Annotated in this window: 13 protein-coding genes, 1 other RNA gene and 4 pseudogenes; 2 read left to right on the top strand and 16 right to left on the bottom strand. The window is 42.6% G+C overall.

Annotation, left to right across the window (positions count from 1 at the left end):
- Positions 1-5: 5 nt before the first annotated feature.
- The 5 genes and pseudogenes from NSTCB13_RS36380 to NSTCB13_RS36360 all read right to left on the bottom strand — a co-directional run bounded on the left by NSTCB13_RS36380 (position 6) and on the right by NSTCB13_RS36360 (position 6,839).
- Entirely contained in the window at positions 6-185 is a 180-nt protein-coding gene (locus tag NSTCB13_RS36380) for a hypothetical protein (RefSeq protein ID WP_292785777.1), read from the bottom strand.
- Positions 186-460: 275 nt separating this feature from the next.
- A complete protein-coding gene (locus NSTCB13_RS36375; RefSeq protein WP_448275815.1) occupies positions 461-1,534 on the bottom strand; it encodes a TIGR03032 family protein in 1,074 nt (357 codons plus the stop codon).
- 335 nt (positions 1,535-1,869) lie between these two features.
- Positions 1,870-2,772, bottom strand: coding sequence for a hypothetical protein (locus NSTCB13_RS36370; protein WP_448275813.1), 903 nt, complete (start codon positions 2,770-2,772; stop codon positions 1,870-1,872).
- Positions 2,773-3,268: 496 nt separating this feature from the next.
- A pseudogene (locus NSTCB13_RS36365) lies at positions 3,269-4,982 on the bottom strand (diflavin flavoprotein).
- A 115-nt stretch (positions 4,983-5,097) separates the two neighbouring features.
- Positions 5,098-6,839 (bottom strand): annotated as a pseudogene (locus NSTCB13_RS36360) (diflavin flavoprotein).
- Between the two features lie 1,093 nt (positions 6,840-7,932).
- Between NSTCB13_RS36360 and NSTCB13_RS36355 the strand changes: the two are divergent.
- Positions 7,933-8,388 carry a helix-turn-helix domain-containing protein gene (locus NSTCB13_RS36355; protein WP_445626490.1) on the top strand — a complete coding sequence of 152 codons (456 nt, stop codon included), beginning with the start codon at positions 7,933-7,935 and terminating at the stop codon, positions 8,386-8,388.
- Here NSTCB13_RS36355 and NSTCB13_RS36350 read toward each other — a convergent pair.
- From NSTCB13_RS36350 to petL, 11 genes and pseudogenes are all read right to left on the bottom strand, one after another.
- A complete protein-coding gene (locus tag NSTCB13_RS36350; protein ID WP_445626489.1) occupies positions 8,381-8,593 on the bottom strand; it encodes a hypothetical protein in 213 nt (70 codons plus the stop codon). The genes NSTCB13_RS36355 and NSTCB13_RS36350 overlap by 8 nt on opposite strands.
- Positions 8,594-8,784: 191 nt before the next feature.
- Positions 8,785-9,176: a transfer-messenger RNA gene (gene ssrA, locus NSTCB13_RS36345) on the bottom strand.
- Positions 9,177-9,347: 171 nt separating this feature from the next.
- Positions 9,348-10,296: pseudogene (locus NSTCB13_RS36340) on the bottom strand (F0F1 ATP synthase subunit gamma).
- 96 nt (positions 10,297-10,392) lie between these two features.
- Entirely contained in the window at positions 10,393-11,907 is a 1,515-nt protein-coding gene (gene atpA / locus NSTCB13_RS36335) for a F0F1 ATP synthase subunit alpha (RefSeq protein WP_445626487.1), read from the bottom strand.
- A gap of 214 nt (positions 11,908-12,121) precedes the next feature.
- The gene (gene atpH / locus NSTCB13_RS36330; RefSeq protein ID WP_445626486.1) at positions 12,122-12,676 is read right to left on the bottom strand and encodes an ATP synthase F1 subunit delta; all 555 of its coding nucleotides are present in this window, start codon (positions 12,674-12,676) and stop codon (positions 12,122-12,124) included.
- The gene (locus tag NSTCB13_RS36325; protein ID WP_448266571.1) at positions 12,673-13,245 is read right to left on the bottom strand and encodes a F0F1 ATP synthase subunit B; all 573 of its coding nucleotides are present in this window, start codon (positions 13,243-13,245) and stop codon (positions 12,673-12,675) included. The genes atpH and NSTCB13_RS36325 overlap by 4 nt, the downstream gene beginning before the upstream one ends.
- A gap of 194 nt (positions 13,246-13,439) precedes the next feature.
- Complete coding sequence (locus tag NSTCB13_RS36320; protein ID WP_322715098.1) at positions 13,440-13,871, bottom strand: F0F1 ATP synthase subunit B'; 432 nt, start codon at positions 13,869-13,871, stop codon at positions 13,440-13,442.
- Positions 13,872-14,052: 181 nt separating this feature from the next.
- Positions 14,053-14,298: an ATP synthase F0 subunit C gene (atpE, locus tag NSTCB13_RS36315; protein ID WP_012411162.1), complete on the bottom strand. Its 246-nt coding sequence runs from the start codon at positions 14,296-14,298 to the stop codon at positions 14,053-14,055.
- 232 nt (positions 14,299-14,530) lie between these two features.
- Positions 14,531-15,293, bottom strand: a pseudogene (atpB, locus tag NSTCB13_RS36310) (F0F1 ATP synthase subunit A).
- Positions 15,294-15,353: 60 nt separating this feature from the next.
- A complete protein-coding gene (locus NSTCB13_RS36305; protein WP_448275811.1) occupies positions 15,354-15,794 on the bottom strand; it encodes an ATP synthase subunit I in 441 nt (146 codons plus the stop codon).
- Positions 15,795-16,062: 268 nt separating this feature from the next.
- A complete protein-coding gene (gene petL, locus NSTCB13_RS36300; protein ID WP_099101760.1) occupies positions 16,063-16,158 on the bottom strand; it encodes a cytochrome b6-f complex subunit PetL in 96 nt (31 codons plus the stop codon).
- 220 nt (positions 16,159-16,378) lie between these two features.
- Here petL and aroB point away from each other — a divergent pair, with 220 nt between their 5' ends.
- Positions 16,379-17,536: a 3-dehydroquinate synthase gene (aroB, locus tag NSTCB13_RS36295; protein WP_448275809.1), complete on the top strand. Its 1,158-nt coding sequence runs from the start codon at positions 16,379-16,381 to the stop codon at positions 17,534-17,536.
- Positions 17,537-17,584: the final 48 nt, after the last annotated feature.

The raw sequence follows: 17,584 nt of genomic DNA, 5'->3' as shown, positions 1-17,584 counted from the left end.
CTAACCTAATGCTGTTGAGGTCCTTTGGCGTCACATTCTTTAGTCCAGCAACGTTCTAAAAGTTGCAGACGCCAGATCAATACAAAGCGTTGGGGATTCAATACTAATTTAGTATCCCGACTAAATAAAGGCTGGTTCAGATACTGCCAAAGAGGAAATTTAATTTTAGTGTGTTTTGGAGTCATAAGAACAAGAAAAATAATATAAAAGTTGTGTCTAGGAATTACCTAATACTGTTTTTCTAGTTAAAGGCTACCCTGCGTTTTTGCTATTGTCTTTGTGGCAATTGCGGAATTCCAGCAAGTGAATTTATGTTGTTTACGCTTTAATACTGAAATTGCACACGCGATTTTTCTGATTCCACATCACAAAGCCGTTGCTGCCGTTGAGATTAGATAGGTGAAAAATTGCTCAATTAGACATCATTGATGTTGATTTTTCGGAAATTTTGAATTGCTTTTTATCCCACCGTTATCACCCGCCGAATTTCATCGCTGCGAAACCCGATCGCCATCGGACGACGTACCCCCAAAAGGGCTACCACGTCGTATAATTCCAGTACCACCCCTTCTATTCGCAGGGAATGGACAATATCACCGCTTCTCAGGTCAATCACTAGTAACCCACAGCGAGGCTCAACATTTTTCTGGTGCAATTTATCGTCCAAAGCCAAGCCGCTGAAGGTCTTGTTATGCCTGGGTTGGGAAATTCCTACTATTGCAAAGTTGCCATAAAATGCACAACCACGCAGATATCCCGGACAGAAGGCGATTGGTTCAAATACTCCTCGCTTTAAGTCGGCAAAACCAAACTCACCCGTACCTGAATTGAGCAGCCAGAGTTTTCCCTGATGCCAGCGTGGGGAGTGGGGCATAGACAACCCCTGCAAGACGATTTCATTGCTTTCTAAATCAATAACACAGCCCCCATTTGCCCGATGCTCCCGCCAACCTTCAGCTACGTCCGATTGACTGACAGCAGTAACGTATTTCGGTTTTTCTTGCTGCATTGCCAACCCATTCAGATGACATCTATCTTCTGCCGCCAGCTTGCTGATAAAGGTTGGCTGCCATAGAGGAACGAAACTGTGGGTTTCGCTGACTGTTCCCAAACAACTAAATAAAGTATTGACAAATAATAGTTTTTGTGGAGTTGAATCTTTCTCTTCTGCTTTACTCAAAGCGATATCGTGAATATCTAAATCTCCTGTCACATAACTCATCTGGGGTAAATAGAGAGCATCATAGCCTTGGTGGTTTTCTCCAGATTGGATAATGTTTTCAAATCGCCACAGTTGGTACAGGGAACTCATGTAGAGGCTGTTGCCATTGGCATACAACCCCATACACCGCTCAAAGGTACGCTCAAATACTGACAATTTGCCGTTTGGTTGCAAGCCAATGAAAAATAACTTCCCCGCTTGATAGGTAGTGAAGGACAAACTGAGGTTTTGCTCATACAGCCAAGCGGTAAATTGGCGAGAAGCGTTGATTTCTAAAAATGGTTTCTCAACGTTGCTGTTACTGGAATTCACTTGGTTTAGACTCCTTGATAACTCTGGTGTTTAGGCGATGAAAATTTCGCCGCCGGGTAGAAACCAATACGGTTTATTTAAGGCTAAAACGCTTTGTCAAAGTCAATTTTTTGAACGTAGAGGCGTAGTGGCTTGGCTACTGCATTCGCGCAGCGGACGTACCAGAAGAACCTAAAGGACACAAACAGAAAAAATAAATACCTAACTTAACTGTATTGGCTTATACATTTGACTACAAACCAATTGATAACGCACACTCCTGAAAAATTCAGGCTTGAAGTATCCATAAAACTGGAACGTTTATGGCATAAAAAATCAAAAAAACAGAAAGAGAATTAAGTTAGTCTCTTCAACACAAATTCTCTCTGTACTGGCATTGACAAACGCCATGCATGGGCGTCTACAATAAAATGTCCCATTGTCAAACCAAGTACTCCACCAGCAAAGAACTGTATCCACACAGAATCACCAGCCCACTGGCTACTATATAAAATCGCCCCACCAAGTATCATATATATACTGAAAGGAATCAGGGCTTTCTTACTATCCGCAAGTGCGATCGCCCCCATAAATATGATGTACTGCAAACCATGTGCGATCGCATAAGTATAAAAACTTATGGCAATATTATTTGAAAGAAAAGCCGGAACAAAAAAGAGTGACATAACAAAAAGAAAGGGATTCGCACCTTTGAAGATTGTCCAAGCTGATAAAAAAAAAGCGCTAACAGCAAGAAACAGTCCAAAATGATACATCATATCAATTAATTGATGTAAGAAAATAGGAGCGGTTGCATAACCTACGATCTTCAATGCTGCAAATGTACCTGCTAATGTTCCTATTGTGATACACTGCCTTTCCAGCTTTTTAAGAGGTCGTTTAACCCAGAAGCTATACACACCAATGTTTTGGCGTCCGTAATGGTGAGATTGCCAAACCCAATAGAACAGCAGCAGATATATCTTTAAAAAATCCGGTGAGTAAGCATAAATAAATCCTGCTACAAGAAACAGCAGAATAGGTAAGAATATGTATCTCATCTTATTCTTAACTATAATATTTTCTCTAAATTCTCTGCACCAATAAAAATATCCAGTAGTTGCAACGTGAGCAGTTGCAAGAAAAAGAAAAGCAACCTTGATAGAAGTTAGTGGTGAATGCAGCAATTGTGAGTAAAGAGGAAAGAAAATAAAAGGTAAAAAAGTAGCAATAGCTAGACAGATTTTAAACATTTGCATATTAAAGGTCTATTTACATGATTCAGAATAGCCTAATAGTAGATCAGCCGAGATATGTGGAAATTGGAACACTTGTAAAGTTATGTTACGCAGATTTACCAAACCCTTGATATAAGGCAATATGTGTCGTCGATGCTCTAGGCAATATGCGTTTTATCAACAGTTATGAGCGATCGCTCTTGATATAGTTCGTAGTCAGTGGTTCTTTATTTCAGAAATTTACTAGAATATTGTCGGAGTCCTTTTAAAACAATAGATAAATTTGTAATACAAGGGTATATAGTGTATAATCTAAAACTTAAATAACCCTGAACATCTGTCTAAAGATCGATCGGCTTCTAGATAACTAAAATTTATTTGGGCGTATTCTGCATATCGACAAAAAATTGGGACGGGCTTTTCGACCCATCCCACAAGAAAAAAGAGAATTTTTGTTATAAAACGCCTTGGCTATATTTAAGCTAAAGCGGTTTCGTTAGGTTAAATTTCTCATTATTTAATAATGAGTGCCGGTTTTGCGATGATTGATGGCAGTCACAGCATCAGGCTTGAGTAATTTACCTTCATCTACAGTTGCATACACAACCCAATGATCGCCACATTCTAGACGTTGGTTGACTGAACATTCCAAATATGCTAGTGCATCAGTGAGGACGGTACAACCGTTATCTGCAACTGCTGTGCTAAAGTTGGCAAATCTATTTTCTCCAGGCGCGAAAGATTTACGGAAATGCTTCATGTATTCTTGATGATTGCCTTCAGGTAGAATATTTAAGGCAAACTTCCCGCCTGGATACATCAAAGATTCGATCGCTCGCTCTTTGGCGATCGCCACTGTTATTCCGGGTGGGTTGAAGGTGGCTTGAGAAACCCAAGCGCCTAACATTGCGGTAGACACTTCTCCTTGTTTAGCTGTCACCACACAAACGGAACCAACGATCCGGCCAACAGCCTGTTCCACTGGAGTCGCGGCTTGTTGGGGTAAGCGTACCTTTTTAGCCTTTTTCAGTGCTTGGGCAAAGTCTGTACCTAATTCCTCACAAAACTTGAGGGTAACATCATCAGGTTTAAACTTCACCTTCAAAGTGTCAAAGCCAAAGCGATATCCAGCATCCCGGAGTTTACCTTCAATTAAGTCAAAGGCTTCGCCACTCCAGCCATAAGAACCAAAGACCCCCAGCGAGTTTGCTGTTGTCACCACTCGATAGCACAATCCCTAAAGCAGTATGAATGGGAGTTGGTGCATGACCACCAATGGTAGGAGAACCAATGATAAAACCCTCTGACTGTGCGAGGTTGATGCGAATTTCATCAGGGGTAGCAAATTCGCAGTTAATGGATTTAACTGCGACTCCACCTTTAGTTAGTCCCAGAGCGATCGCTTGTGCTAAAGTCGCTGTATTCCCATAAGCTGAAGCGTAAAGTAGGGCAACGGAAATTTCGCGATCGTTGTGAGAACGGCTCCATTCTGCATAAGCTTTGGTAAGTTCAATTAAGCCGGTGCGTACCAAGGGCCCGTGTCCCACAGCATACATTCTCACCTGCAAATCTGAGATTTTTTCCAAAGCTGCTTGCACATGAGGAGTTTGGGGAGCCATCAGGCAGTTAAAGTAGTAACGCTGGTCTTCTTTGAGCGTTTCCCAGTTATCATCAAACACTTCATCGCCACAGAGATGAGTTGCAAATAACTTATCTGTGTAAAGAATTTGAGTTTGCTGGTCGTAGGTACAAAGTCCTTCCGGCCAACGCGGACTGGGAGTGGGTAAGAATTTCAAAACATGACCCTTACCCAAATCCAGAGTTTCTTTCCCCCGCATCACCAAAACATTTAAATCTTGCTCTAAGAAAGCAGCACGCAAATTGTTCGCACCAGGAAGAGAACAGACAAAAGTTACCTGTGGTGCCAGTTCTAAAATTGCTTTGAGGGTTGCAACTCGATTGGGGCTAAAATGACCCAAGATGATATAATCCAAACTTTGTAAATCTAAAGTCTGCCGCAATGCCTCTAAATAAATTTCGGTAAAGCTTTCTGGCGGTGGATCGATAAGTGCGGTTTTATCAGCTTCAATTAAATAGCAATTGGAGGTTGTACCTCTTTCAAGTGCGTATTCAATTTCAAACCGCAGACGTGACCAACTACGCGCTCTGATAGCTTTAGTATTGGTAGCAATTGGTAAAACTTGTACGTCACGTGGCTTGGAATTGGTCATAGCTGTTGGAAATAGGTTACAGAGAACAGGGGATAGGGAATAGGGAATAGGGAATAGGGAACAGGGGATAGTTTTCTCTTCTGTCCCCTGTCACCTGTCACCTCTTGCCTCTTTCTTAGTAGTAATTACCTACTTTGCGATGGCGAACAGCTGTCAATCCATCGTTTTTGGAGACACGACCTTCTTGGACGGTGCAGTATAATATCCAGTGGTCGCTGCATTCCATACTGGTCTGTATTTCACATTCCATGTATGCCAAAGCATCAGTTAGAATCGGCGAACCGTTTTTCGCGGTTTGAGTTTTCACTCCAGCAAAACGATCGGCACCAGGATGCAAGCGCTTGAGGAAGTGTTTTTTGAGTTCTTGATAATTGCCTTCTTCCAAAACGTTGAGGACGAAGCGATCGCCTACTTGCATTAAGGAATCAATGGCGCGGTCTTTAGCAACGGCAATTGTAAATCCTAATGGTTGCAAACTCGCTTGCGTTACCCAGGATGCCAGCATTGCACTTGAGACATTATCTTTTTTCGTGGTGACTATATATAGTCCACTACTAATGCGACCCCAGTGCCTTTTCCATGTTGACATCAAGGGACTTGATTTGCTTGATGTTGCGATCGCGCACTAGCAATTGTCCGATGTCTTTACCCGCTTCTTCACACAACTGGAATGTTGATGCGGTGGGAGCCTCTTTAATCCGAATGGGTGGGAAGGCTTCTTTGATGCCAGAGTCAAGAAATTGTCTGCGGAGTGTATCAATGGGTTCATCATCCCCACCGTAACATTCAAACAGCCCAATCAATTGCTTGTTCTTGGCGACAGCTAGCACCGAACTGATACCAGCTTGGGCGGCGGCGGAAGTAGTTGGGGGCATCCCGATAATGATGCCAGCTGCTCTCCCGGCTAGTTCTTGAATTTCTTGGCTCTGGGCAGTACTTAGATCCAGTACTTCTACGCCAACGCCAGTTTTCAGGATACCTTCGGCAATTGCGTGACCAAGGCGTTCGCCATATCCATATTCTGAGACAAAAAACAAGCCAACTGTTGTTTCTGCTTTAGCTTGTCTTTGGCTCCAATTTTCGTAGCACCCGGTTAGAACATCTAAATGGTGGTATAATAATGGCCCGTGACCATTGGCGATTATATTAATCTTTCCTAGTTCGCCCATCCCGCTTCATCGCATTCAACAACGAACGAGCGTTAGGACCCATCAAGCAGTCGTAATAAAATCTAAAGTCCGCTTCGATCGCTTCTAAATCTTCGTCGAAGGTGCGATCGTCACAGAAGTGCATTCCAAAAGCATCACAGGTGTAGAGAATTTGGGTTTTGCGGTCAAAGCTAAAGATTGTATCCGGCCAGTGCAGGTTAGGCGCACTCACGAATTCCATTTCGTGTCCTTTGCCGAGATCAATGCGATCGCCAGTTTTCACAACCCGCTTGGAAAAAGGATCGTGTACTAATCCCTCAAGGAATTGCAGCGCAACTTTTGAGGCTAAAACAGTGGCTCTAGGAGCTAACTGGAGGACATCTTCTACCAAACCGCTATGGTCTGGTTCTGTGTGACTAACAATTATGTAATCAATTGTTTTGGGGTTAACAAGACTTTTGAGAGTCTCTAAATACAAATCGCGAAACTTCTGGTGAGAAGTATCAATCAAAACTGTTTGTTCGCCCCTAATTAGATATGAATTGTAGGTTGTACCGTTTTGCAATCCGAATTCGATATCAAAGCGATCGCGATCCCAGTCAAGAGAGCGAATCGCCGTTGTGTTAGGGGCAATTTCTACAGTTTGTATAGTTAGCCGATGTTGAACGTTCTCTGCGTGGGCCTTGCCGGTCGTAGACATCGATACCATTATTCGTCTCCGAGCGCAAATTAACAGGTTTTTCTTCTGCCCCCATTCTCTCTATTATTTTTCTTTGAAGTTGTAATGAATATCAGTTTTTTAAAAATTTAACTTGTATCAATTATTGCTGTTTTTTCGCAAAAAATATGATTCAAAAAATATTCTCAATAAATATTAATTTATCCCTAAGTTTTACTGAGTACTTGTTTTTGCTATTTATCTGGTTTTATCTTAATTTAAAAATATCATAGTAATTATATTTTTTAACTAAGAAAGCATAATTTTACCATGATTAGATTGTTGGTCTATCTACCAAGTTGAGATTACTTTTAATACTTCATATTGTCAAAGGATATATTTATCAAGTAGAAAAATTTATGTTTTTCGGGTACTCACTTAATTAAACAAGTAGGAAAAGTAGGAAAGGTAGGAAAAGTAGGAAAGGTAGGAAAGGTAGGACAAACCTTATTAGGCTTGCAAAAAGCGTCGCATCGGCTGTTAACATTAGTTTATTCAATTGGTATTCAATATGTTGTCTTAACCAAAAATATGGTGCATAGAATATAAACTTTATGTAAAGTTGAGAAAAAAGATATTTTTTTGAAGATAATCAAGGCAAATTTCCAGAGACTAGTTGAATAAAAAGAAAGCAGGCTTGTATATATTTTTTTGCTCATCTAAAAGGAAACTAGCATAAAAATAATTTTTAAAGTTTCGATAAACCTCCGTAAGCATAAGAATAATCTCAGGAATTTAATGATACAGTCCTTTATTATCGACTTTAAACATTAACAAGATAACGCCAACAAATTTTTCTTGTTATAGCTATAAGCTACAGCTTCAGGCTATCAGATCGCTTTACCTATATAGGTTAATGTGTAATCTCGATGTGCCGAACTTCTTATCAAAATCCATTGTTGATGAAAAAATGCAAATTTTGATAGTTTTCCCAAGCCAATACTTATCGCGTAGTAGCCTTAGAAACGCCGATATCACTAATACTTGTAGTTAAAATATTTAAAATGTATTATGAAATACCTAAGTAATTCAATATACAGGCGTAAATAGATACAAAAATTGATTTTGTAAAAGGTTATTGTTTATGGGATGCCGATTAAAAGTGTTTCTCACAGAAGAAGAAAAGCTGACTTTAGAAGAATTGAGAAAAGCCAAAGATGTTCCTCAACGTACTAAGGATCGCGCTCAAGTTTTACTGCTGAATACTCGCGGCTTAAAAAATGAGCAAATTGCAAAAGGCTTGAATTGGGCGATTTCAACAGTGCGTCAAACCCTTCATCGCTGGGAAAAAATGGGTTTAGCAGGTTTATGGGATGCTCCTGGCCGAGGAGGAAAACCACGATATTCAGAATCAGATTTGGTTTATCTCGAAAATTGTTTAGCTCAAGAGTCAGAGACTTATAACTCTAAACAATTAGCAAAAAAACTAGCATCTGAGCGTCAAGTAAACTTGAGTGCAGATCGACTACGACGTGTACTGAAAAAAAGAGGAAGAAGGTTGGGAAACGCACACAAACCCAGAAACAGCGTGATTAGCTGATTACACCATCTTGAAATCGAATCACTTGTTTCGTTTGGGTAGCGATCGCTAGATTATGGTTGAAAATCAAGATTATTTTCTTGACAAGTTCCTGACTTTTTGCAGAAATAATATTTGTTGCGCTTCTTTCTGTTAGTCGGGCTTGGGTGCTGTTGAGGTCTACACATTTTTGGTTTAAGGTTTGCCGAGAAACTTGTAGAGACACCTTAGCGCAGCAGGATAACAGTTTAGTTTCGCATCTTTACCAAAAATTTTGGGCTTCACTAAACGGTATTGCTATTTTAGCCGTTGAATGAACTCAAGTTAACTGTGCATTATAGAAAATTATGATGGAGTTTTCCATAAAACAAAGCCCACTTACACATCACAGTGTCAAGTGGACTTGTTAACTATTTTTAGTGGATCCGAGCAGAGTCGAACTGCTGTCCAAATTGGGTATTGACCCCCCCGCTCATTCACAGGTTTAGCCTTTCTGACCCTCAAGGCGGGAATCGTTCATTATCCCGAACGTAGGATGCTCTGATTTAATCTTAGCCAGCAAGCCAACCAGAGAACGCTTGCTAGAGCATCCGTTGGGGTTTGGTCTTCAGTCCTTAACGGAGTCAAACTAAAGACGCTCGAACCTGTAAGAGGTGTTTTAGGCTGCTACTAGAGCATCCTTACGAGCAAAGTTAACGATGTTATTCGCATTTACTTTTTGTTTGAGCCTTTGATTTGCGAGAGGAGACTCACTCTCGACCTGAATCACAGAGCAGCGTTCGCCAACCTGTCGAAACCGTGACGGACCCATGCGCTTCATATTTCAATTATAGTACGCGATTTTTAATTCGTAATTCGTAATTCGTAATTCGTAATTATCAAAGTCAGGATATATAGCTCCCATTACTCAAAATAGCCAATCGTTAATGGTTTTAAAATTAGCGATTGGCTATTTACGACGATCCACAACAAGTATTTTTCTAAGTTAGTGCTTCAGCACCGCCCACAACTTCAAGGAGTTCTTGGGTAATTGCAGCTTGTCGAGCTTTGTTGTAGGACAGGGTTAAAGTGTTAATCAGTTCACCGGCATTGTCGCTGGCATTACTCATAGCTGTCATCCGCGCTGCTAGTTCGCTAGCTGCTGATTCTTGTAGCGCCCGCAATAGCTGGTTACTCAGATACAAGGGCAATAGAGAATCGAGAATCTGCACGGGATCTTGCTCGAAGATCATGTCAGGAGCCAACGTGCGGGCTTGGCTAGTCACTTTCTCGCGTTCGACTTCAAATTTACCACCACGGGTTGTCAAGCGGAAGATTTCATCATCGCCTGCTTCTAGACCCTTGGGGATCGAGGGGCAGTAAGGTTTGTACCACAGGACGGGAGCTAACTAAGGAAATGAATCTGGTATAGATTAATTCGATGCGATCGACTTCTTCGGAAAGAAACAAAGAAAGTAGCTGGTCAGCAATCTGATTGGCTTCTGCTGCGGTGGGAATTTGCTCTAAGCCGCTGTAGGTGGCATCAATTGGCTGATTGCGGCGCTGAAAGTACTGTGTAGCTTTGCGTCCAACGAGTACAAATTGATAGTTTAAACCTTCTGCTTGGATTTCTTTAGCGCGGTTTTCTGCACGACGGATAACGTTACTATTGTAGCCGCCGCATAGACCGCGATCGCCTGAAATTACCAACAACCCGACTGATTTAACTTGGCGTTTTCTCAGCAGTGGTAGGTTTGCTTCTTCAAAGCGCAGACGGCTTTGCAAACCATACAATACTTGTGCCAAGCGATCGGCAAAGGGGCGAGTTGCTAGCACTTGTTCTTGCGCCCGACGCACTCTAGCCGCAGCTACCAGACGCATGGCTTCTGTGATTTTTTTGGTGTTTTTGACCGACTGAATGCGATCGCGTATTGCTTTTAGATTGGGCATATTCTTGAGTTAGGAGTTAGGAGTTAGGAGTTAGGAGTTAAGAGGTAGGAGTATTTCATTAACTTTTAACTCTTAACTCTTCACTCCTCACTTTAATTACGCTGCTGCTTTGAAGGTCTTCTTGTATTCGGTAAGTGCTTCCTTTAAGGCAGCTTCTTCTGCATCACCTAGCGCTTTGGAGGCTCTTACTCCTTCGGCGTACTTACCAGTCTTTAAGTACTCGCGCAAACCTTGGGTAAAGCTGGTGACTTTATCTACAGGAACGTCATCTAAGTAACCATTGATACCAGCGTATAGAATTGCTACTTGCTCGTATACTGAAAGTGGCGAATTTTGTGGCTGCTTGAGGAGTTCGCGTAACCGTTGACCCCGTGCTAACTGGTCTTGAGTGGCTTTATCTAAGTCAGAAGCAAATTGAGCGAAGGCTTGCAGGTCGTCAAATTGGGCTAGTTCCAATTTAATCTTACCGGCAACTTTTTTCATTGCCTTGGTTTGCGCCGCAGAACCCACGCGGGATACAGAAATACCGGGGTTCACAGCCGGACGGATACCAGCGTTGAACAAGTCAGAAGACAGGAATATCTGACCATCGGTAATAGAAATTACGTTGGTGGGGATGTATGCCGAAACGTCACCAGCTTGGGTTTCGATAATTGGTAGGGCGGTCATACTGCCTTTACCTAATTCGTCACTTAGCTTTGCTGCTCTTTCTAGCAAGCGGGAGTGAATGTAGAATACATCTCCAGGGTAAGCTTCGCGTCCGGGTGGACGACGCAGCAGTAGGGACATTTGGCGATAAGCTTGGGCTTGCTTGGAGAGATCGTCATAAATTACCAGGGTCGCTTTGCCTTTGTACATGAAGTACTCAGCAATAGTTGCGCCTGTGTAGGGTGCTAGGAATTGCAGGGTTGCTGGGTCGCTGGCATTAGCAGCGACGACGATGGTGTAATCAAGTGCGCCTTTTTCTTGTAATGTCTGCACCACGTTAGCGACGGTGGACGCCTTTTGACCGATCGCAACGTAGACACAAATTACATCTTCTTCTTTTTGGTTGATGATTGTGTCGATCGCGATCGCAGTTTTACCGGTTTGACGGTCGCCAATAATCAATTCTCGTTGACCGCGACCGATGGGAATCATTGAGTCAATAGCTGTGATACCCGTTTGCATGGGTTCGTGTACTGACCGACGAGCAATGATACCGGGTGCTGGAGATTCAATCAAACGGCTGTCTGAAGTTTTGATGTCTCCCTTACCATCGATGGGGCGACCCAAAGCGTCTACAACTCGTCCAATTAAGGCTTCTCCTACTGGAATCTGAGCAATTCTACCAGTAGCGGTTACAGAGCTACCTTCTTGAATTTCTAGCCCTTCACCCATAAGCACCGCGCCCACGTTGTCTTCTTCTAAGTTTTGGGCGATGCCAATTGTGCCATCTTCAAATTCTAAGAGTTCCCCAGCCATAGCCTTTTCCAGACCATAGATCCGGGCAATACCGTCACCTACTTGTAGGACGGTACCAACGTTAGCAACTTTGACCTCTTGATCGTATTGCTCGATTTGTTGTTGGATAATGCTGCTAATTTCGTCAGGTCTAATTGATATGCTCATGTGTCTATCTTGTTTGCTTTCGAGACGGAAAAATTCAAGAGTTAGGAGTGATGAGTTAAGAGTGATGAGTTAAGAGCGATGAGTTAAAAAATCAAAGGTTAAAAGTTAAAAGTCAAAATAAATTATTGTCTACTTAACTCTTAACTCCTAACTTCTAACTCCTAACTTCTAACTCCTGTACAGACGCGATTAATCGCGTCTCTACTCCTAACTCTTAACTATTAGTTAAGCGCAATGAAAGGCGGCGCAACTGACCCCGGATACTGGCATCAATTACCTGTGAACCTACTTTAATAATCACACCACCAATTAACTCGTTGTCTACCCTGGTTTCTAGTTCTACCTGGCGAGCATTAGTTATGGCAATGACCTTTTGAATGATTGCCTGCTGTTGAGCTTCTGTGAGGGGAACGGCTGAAATCACTTCCGCTAATACGGTTTGATTCAGCTGCCGCAACAGCGCCAGATATTGTTGAAAAATCGATTCCAAGAATGCAATGCGGCGTTTGTCTACTAGCACCAACAAAAAGTTGCGTAAGTAGGGGTTAGAGCCTTCACCAAGTATTTGTTTGATCAGAGCTTTTTTGTTCTCAGGCTGAATAAACGGGTTGCCAAAGAAGTTTTGTAGCTGTTTGTCTGCTTTTAACAGCCCCAGTAAAGTACGCGCATCTTCCCCGAACTCTTCTGTCAAATTTTTCGATTGCGCTATTGACAAAAGTGCCTGTGCATAGGGTTGGGCTACTTCGGCTGTTGCTACTTGACTTGTCATACATTGCCTCCCAGTTGTGCGATGCTGCGGTCAATTAAACTTTGTTGAGCATCGTCGGCAATCCCGCCTTTGAGTTGCGATTCGACTTTTTGCAATGCTAGTGCAGCAACTCTTTGCCGTAGTTGAGCGATCGCTCGCTCTGTTTCGGTATTTAAATCTGCTGCTGCTGTTTGTTTCAAGCGTTCTACGTCTTGCGCTGCCTTCGCTAACAAGGCTTCTTTCGTCTTTTGGGCGTTTTCTGTGGCAGATTGGCGGATGCGTTCTGCCTCTGCTTGAGATTGCTTCAATTGCTCTTGCGCTTGGGAAAGGGCAGTCTTTGCCTCTTTTAAGCGCCCTTCTGCTTCCTGAATTGCAGTGGCAATATTGGATTGTCGCTCGTTCAGGATATTGCTTAAAACCTTACGTCCGAAGTAGAATAATATGCCAATCAGAATCGTTAGATTGATCAGATTGGTTTCAAAAATGTCTAGGTTTAGACCGAAACCACCTTCTGCTGCGCCTTCTGCCAATTCAGAGCCAACAGCGTTCGCTTCTGCGGCAAGTAATAAGAATGTCCCCATGATACCCATTTACAAGTGCGCTGCTCGCTTGCTAATACGTTGTATTTTTCCCAAGTTAAGGAAATTTAAGTATCTTTTCCCCGTAAGGAAATCTAAGTATCTTTCCCGAGAAGGGAAAAAGTGCCTTTTTTTGACACTTAAATTTTGCGCTCTGGACTAGGGACCAGCTGCGCCTATGCTTTCACGGAACCAGTCTGGTTAGCTTATCTAACTGGAGTTGGCCCCAATAGTTTTTCTAGAATCTGCCTGCTTAGAGCATCAACTTGTTGCTCTAAGGTACGAAAGGCTTCTTGCTTTTGTTGTTCTATTTCAACAGAAGCTTGTTCTCGTTGAGACTGAGCTTCCTTTTGGGCCTCGGCGATTTTCTCGGCAGTAATTTTTTTAGCTTCCAGTTGAGCTGCTTCTAGAGTAGCTTGCGATTGTCTGCGAGCGTCTGCGAGTTGCTGCTCATATTCGGCGGCTAAACGCTCGGCTTTTGCCAAGCTTTCTTTCGCCTCAAGGGTATTCGTTCGGATATAATTATCGCGATCGTCTAGTACCTTGGTCAGTGGCTTATAGAAAATTGCATTCAACAAAGCTGCTAGTAGCAGGAATTGCAATGCCATGAAGGGCAAGGTAGCATCGAAATCAAACATTTGTCTCCTCTTTGGCTGGAGTAGCAGTTTTCATGGCTAGCAACATCATCCAACCTTTCATATTTTAGAGACCCATAGCCAACAAGGGTCAACTGTACATTACAACTATTAAGATACCCAAAATCTTTTGATTGTAGAGGCGTGATGGTTCACGTCTCCACACTCACAAAAATTTTAGGTATTAGCCGAAAGGATTAGCAAACAGCAATACCAGGGCAATTACTAGACCATAGATAGTCAAGGATTCCATGAATGCCAAGGTTAATAGCAGAGTACCGCGAATTTTTCCTTCTGCTTCAGGTTGACGAGCAATACCTTCTACTGCTTGTCCAGCAGCGTTTCCTTGACCGATACCAGGGCCAATTGCAGCTAAACCAATCGCTAAAGCAGCAGCGAGAACTGAAGCAGCCTGAACTAATGGATCCATGTTGATTTTCCTTGCTTTGATTACAAAACTAACAGACATTACGTTAACAATTAGAAACGTGGTTTTCACGCTGCACCTGAGTTCTTTAGATCGCGCTTTGCGATGTTTTGAGCGAAAATGCTCTTGGAACTGTGCTATCAACTGAGAAGTTTAACAGTTATTCAGTTACCAGTTATCAGTTGTCAGTTGCACCGCACGCTTGATAACTGTTCACTATTAACTGTTCACTGATTTAATGCTCCTCATGTCCTTCTTCACCATGCCCCTCCATTGCCTCATGAATGTATGCTCCGGCTAGGGTGGCAAAAACCAGGGCTTGAATGGCACTGGTAAATAAACCCAAGGCCATTACAGGCAGAGGTACAAATAGAGGAACTAGTAGCACCAGCACCGCTACTACCAATTCATCCGCCAAAATATTACCAAATAGCCGGAAGCTTAGGGAGAGGGGCTTGGTGAAATCTTCGAGAATTGCGATCGGCAACAAAACAGGGGTTGGCTCTATATATTTCTTAAAGTAGCCTAAACCCCGTTTGCTAAAACCTGCGTAAAAGTACGCTAAAGAGGTCAGCAATGCCAATGCGACTGTCGTATTGATGTCATTGGTGGGAGCTGCCAATTCGCCCGAAGGTAGCTTGATGAGCTTCCAGGGAATTAGCGCACCTGACCCAGTTCGATACGAAAATAAACAAGAACAATGTGCCAATAAATGGCACCCAAGGGCGGTACTCTTTCTCACCAAGTTGGTTTTTTGCCAAATCACGAATAAATTCTAAGGCATATTCCATCAAATTCTGGATGCCCTTGGGAATTCTTTGTGCGTTGCGAGTAGCAGCAATTGAAGCCACTACTAGAATACTAATCACAAACCATGAGGTGAGAAAAACTTGCCCATGAATTTTAAGATTGCCCAACTGCCAGTAGAAATGATGACCTACTTCTAATTCGGCGAGGGGAAAAGAATTAAAGGCGTTTAAGACACTAAGCATTTGCATTCTTCAAGCATTTTCCCCAACGAGCGAGGATGGGATTACTATCTTTGTGAGCCTGACTTTTTAAGAATCAGGAATGAACGCAATTTGCACCATATAGACGAGGAGCGTGGCTTTGTAAGTTAGAAATCCCAAAAAAATGGGCAAAATCTGTAGCTCACGCCATCGAGTTGCTACGATCATGACTCCAATAAACAGAGCAAAACGAGTTTTGCTCAGACTGGTTTTTTCACTACCAAGCTGCTCAACATCTCTTGCCAACATTTTTAAGTAAATCACACCTGTACACGCCCCAATTAAATAATTTAGGGCAATGTTTAAGGAATAAAAAATCCACACAGAGATAAAAATAACCCCCGTCAAGACAAGCGTGATTACCAATAATCGCTGGAAGAGTTGATAGAACTCTTGCATGGAGTTACCTGATTCTGTGTCTTCAGAACCAGTTTTAGCATCTTGTTGCGTTGTCGGAGTGGGCGCAATTGATTCGTCTGACAAGCTCACGGGACTTGAAACCAGTACAGTTAAATATGATGACTGCACATTCAGTCAGCTGAATCATATCACGATCCAGTAACAATACTTTAGGAAAAAACAATTAACTTCTTGTCAACATCAGGCAGTAAGTACCGAAGGACTAAAGCCTACAGCAATTTTATTAAGTCCACGTTGCCGGAATTGGTGAAAAAGTAAAGGTTTTATAGCCTATTTGTCAACTGAGGGCAGGCAAGATGCCCGCCCCCACAAGAGTTTTGGGTTAAATATACCTCGATTAAATTATTTTGGCAGTCCGTAGACCGAACAGCAATCCTACAGATAAGCCAAAGAATAAACCCAAGAAGACGATATAAGATACAATTGCAAACATTTATTGCTCTCCAGAATACTTCCTAAATCTATTGAATCATTAGTTGTTGGGTATTGGGGATGGGGTATGGGACATTGGGCATGAGGGTAGAGGAGAAATACTTACTGCAACTTCTTTGCTGCTTCCCTGCTTCTTACCAATGCCCTATGCCCAATGCCCTATGCCCATTTCGTAGATTGCGATACAATACAGCCCACAAGCGCTTGTTTGGGGTTGGGCAATGACTTCTGTAATTAATGTAAATTTACCAGAGCAGTCTTATGAGATTGTGATAACTTCTCTTCTCCCGTCGGAGACGCTGCGCGAACGAGACGCTACGCGAACGTCGAGCGACGCTAACGCACCTTCGAGTTTAGATCGACTGGGTCAACAGATGGCCAGTCTCAAGCTGGGCAAGAAGGTACTGCTAGTTTCTAATCCGACGATTTTTAAGCATTTTGGCGAAAGAGCAATTACATCCCTCAAATCTGCTGGTTTTGAAGTTGCTAGCTGCACTCTACCACCTGGTGAACGCTACAAAACCCTCAATTCCATCCAAAAACTCTACGATGTAGCCTTGGAAAACCGCCTAGAACGTTCTTCTACGATGGTGGCTTTGGGCGGAGGTGTAATTGGCGATATGACTGGCTTTGCAGCCGCAACTTGGCTACGCGGTATTAATGTTGTCCAAGTGCCTACCTCTTTGTTGGCGATGGTAGATTCGGCAATTGGTGGCAAAACTGGTGTGAATCATCCCCAAGGTAAAAACTTAATTGGGGCATTCCATCAACCGCGTTTGGTTTTGATTGACCCAGATGTGTTAAAAACTCTACCTATGCGCGAGTTTCGGGCAGGAATGGCAGAAGTTATTAAGTACGGTGTGATTTGGGATGCCGAATTGTTTACCCAGTTAGAAGCAAGTAAACGCCTCGACCAACTCCGCTATGTCAAACCTGACTTAATAACGACCATATTAACGCGCTCTTGTCAAGCAAAAGCTGATGTTGTTGGCAAAGATGAGAAAGAAGGCGGATTACGGGCAATTCTCAATTATGGACACACCATCGGTCATACAGTGGAAAGTTTGACTGGTTATCGTCTAGTAAATCATGGTGAAGCGGTGGCTATTGGTATGGTAGCAGCCGGTCAAATTGCTGTGGATTTGGGACTGTGGCAAAAAGAAGACACAGAACGTCAAAATGCTTTAATTCAAAAAGCGGGTTTACCAACTCAGTTACCAGATGGAATAGATATTGAAGCAATTATTGAGGCGTTGCAGTTAGATAAGAAAGTCAAAGCGGGGAAAGTGCGGTTTGTTTTACCAACAGAGATTGGTGTAGTAACAATTACCGATGAAGTGCCATCGGATATTATTCGGCAAGTGTTGCGGGGAATGTGAACAATTTGAAGAAGAATTAAGGAGTCAGAATAAAAGTTAGTTGCTCTG

The organism is Nostoc sp. DSM 114160, assembly GCF_053470305.1.
Note: the sequence above shows the minus strand (reverse complement) of the source record. Positions and strands in the feature narration are given on the sequence as shown.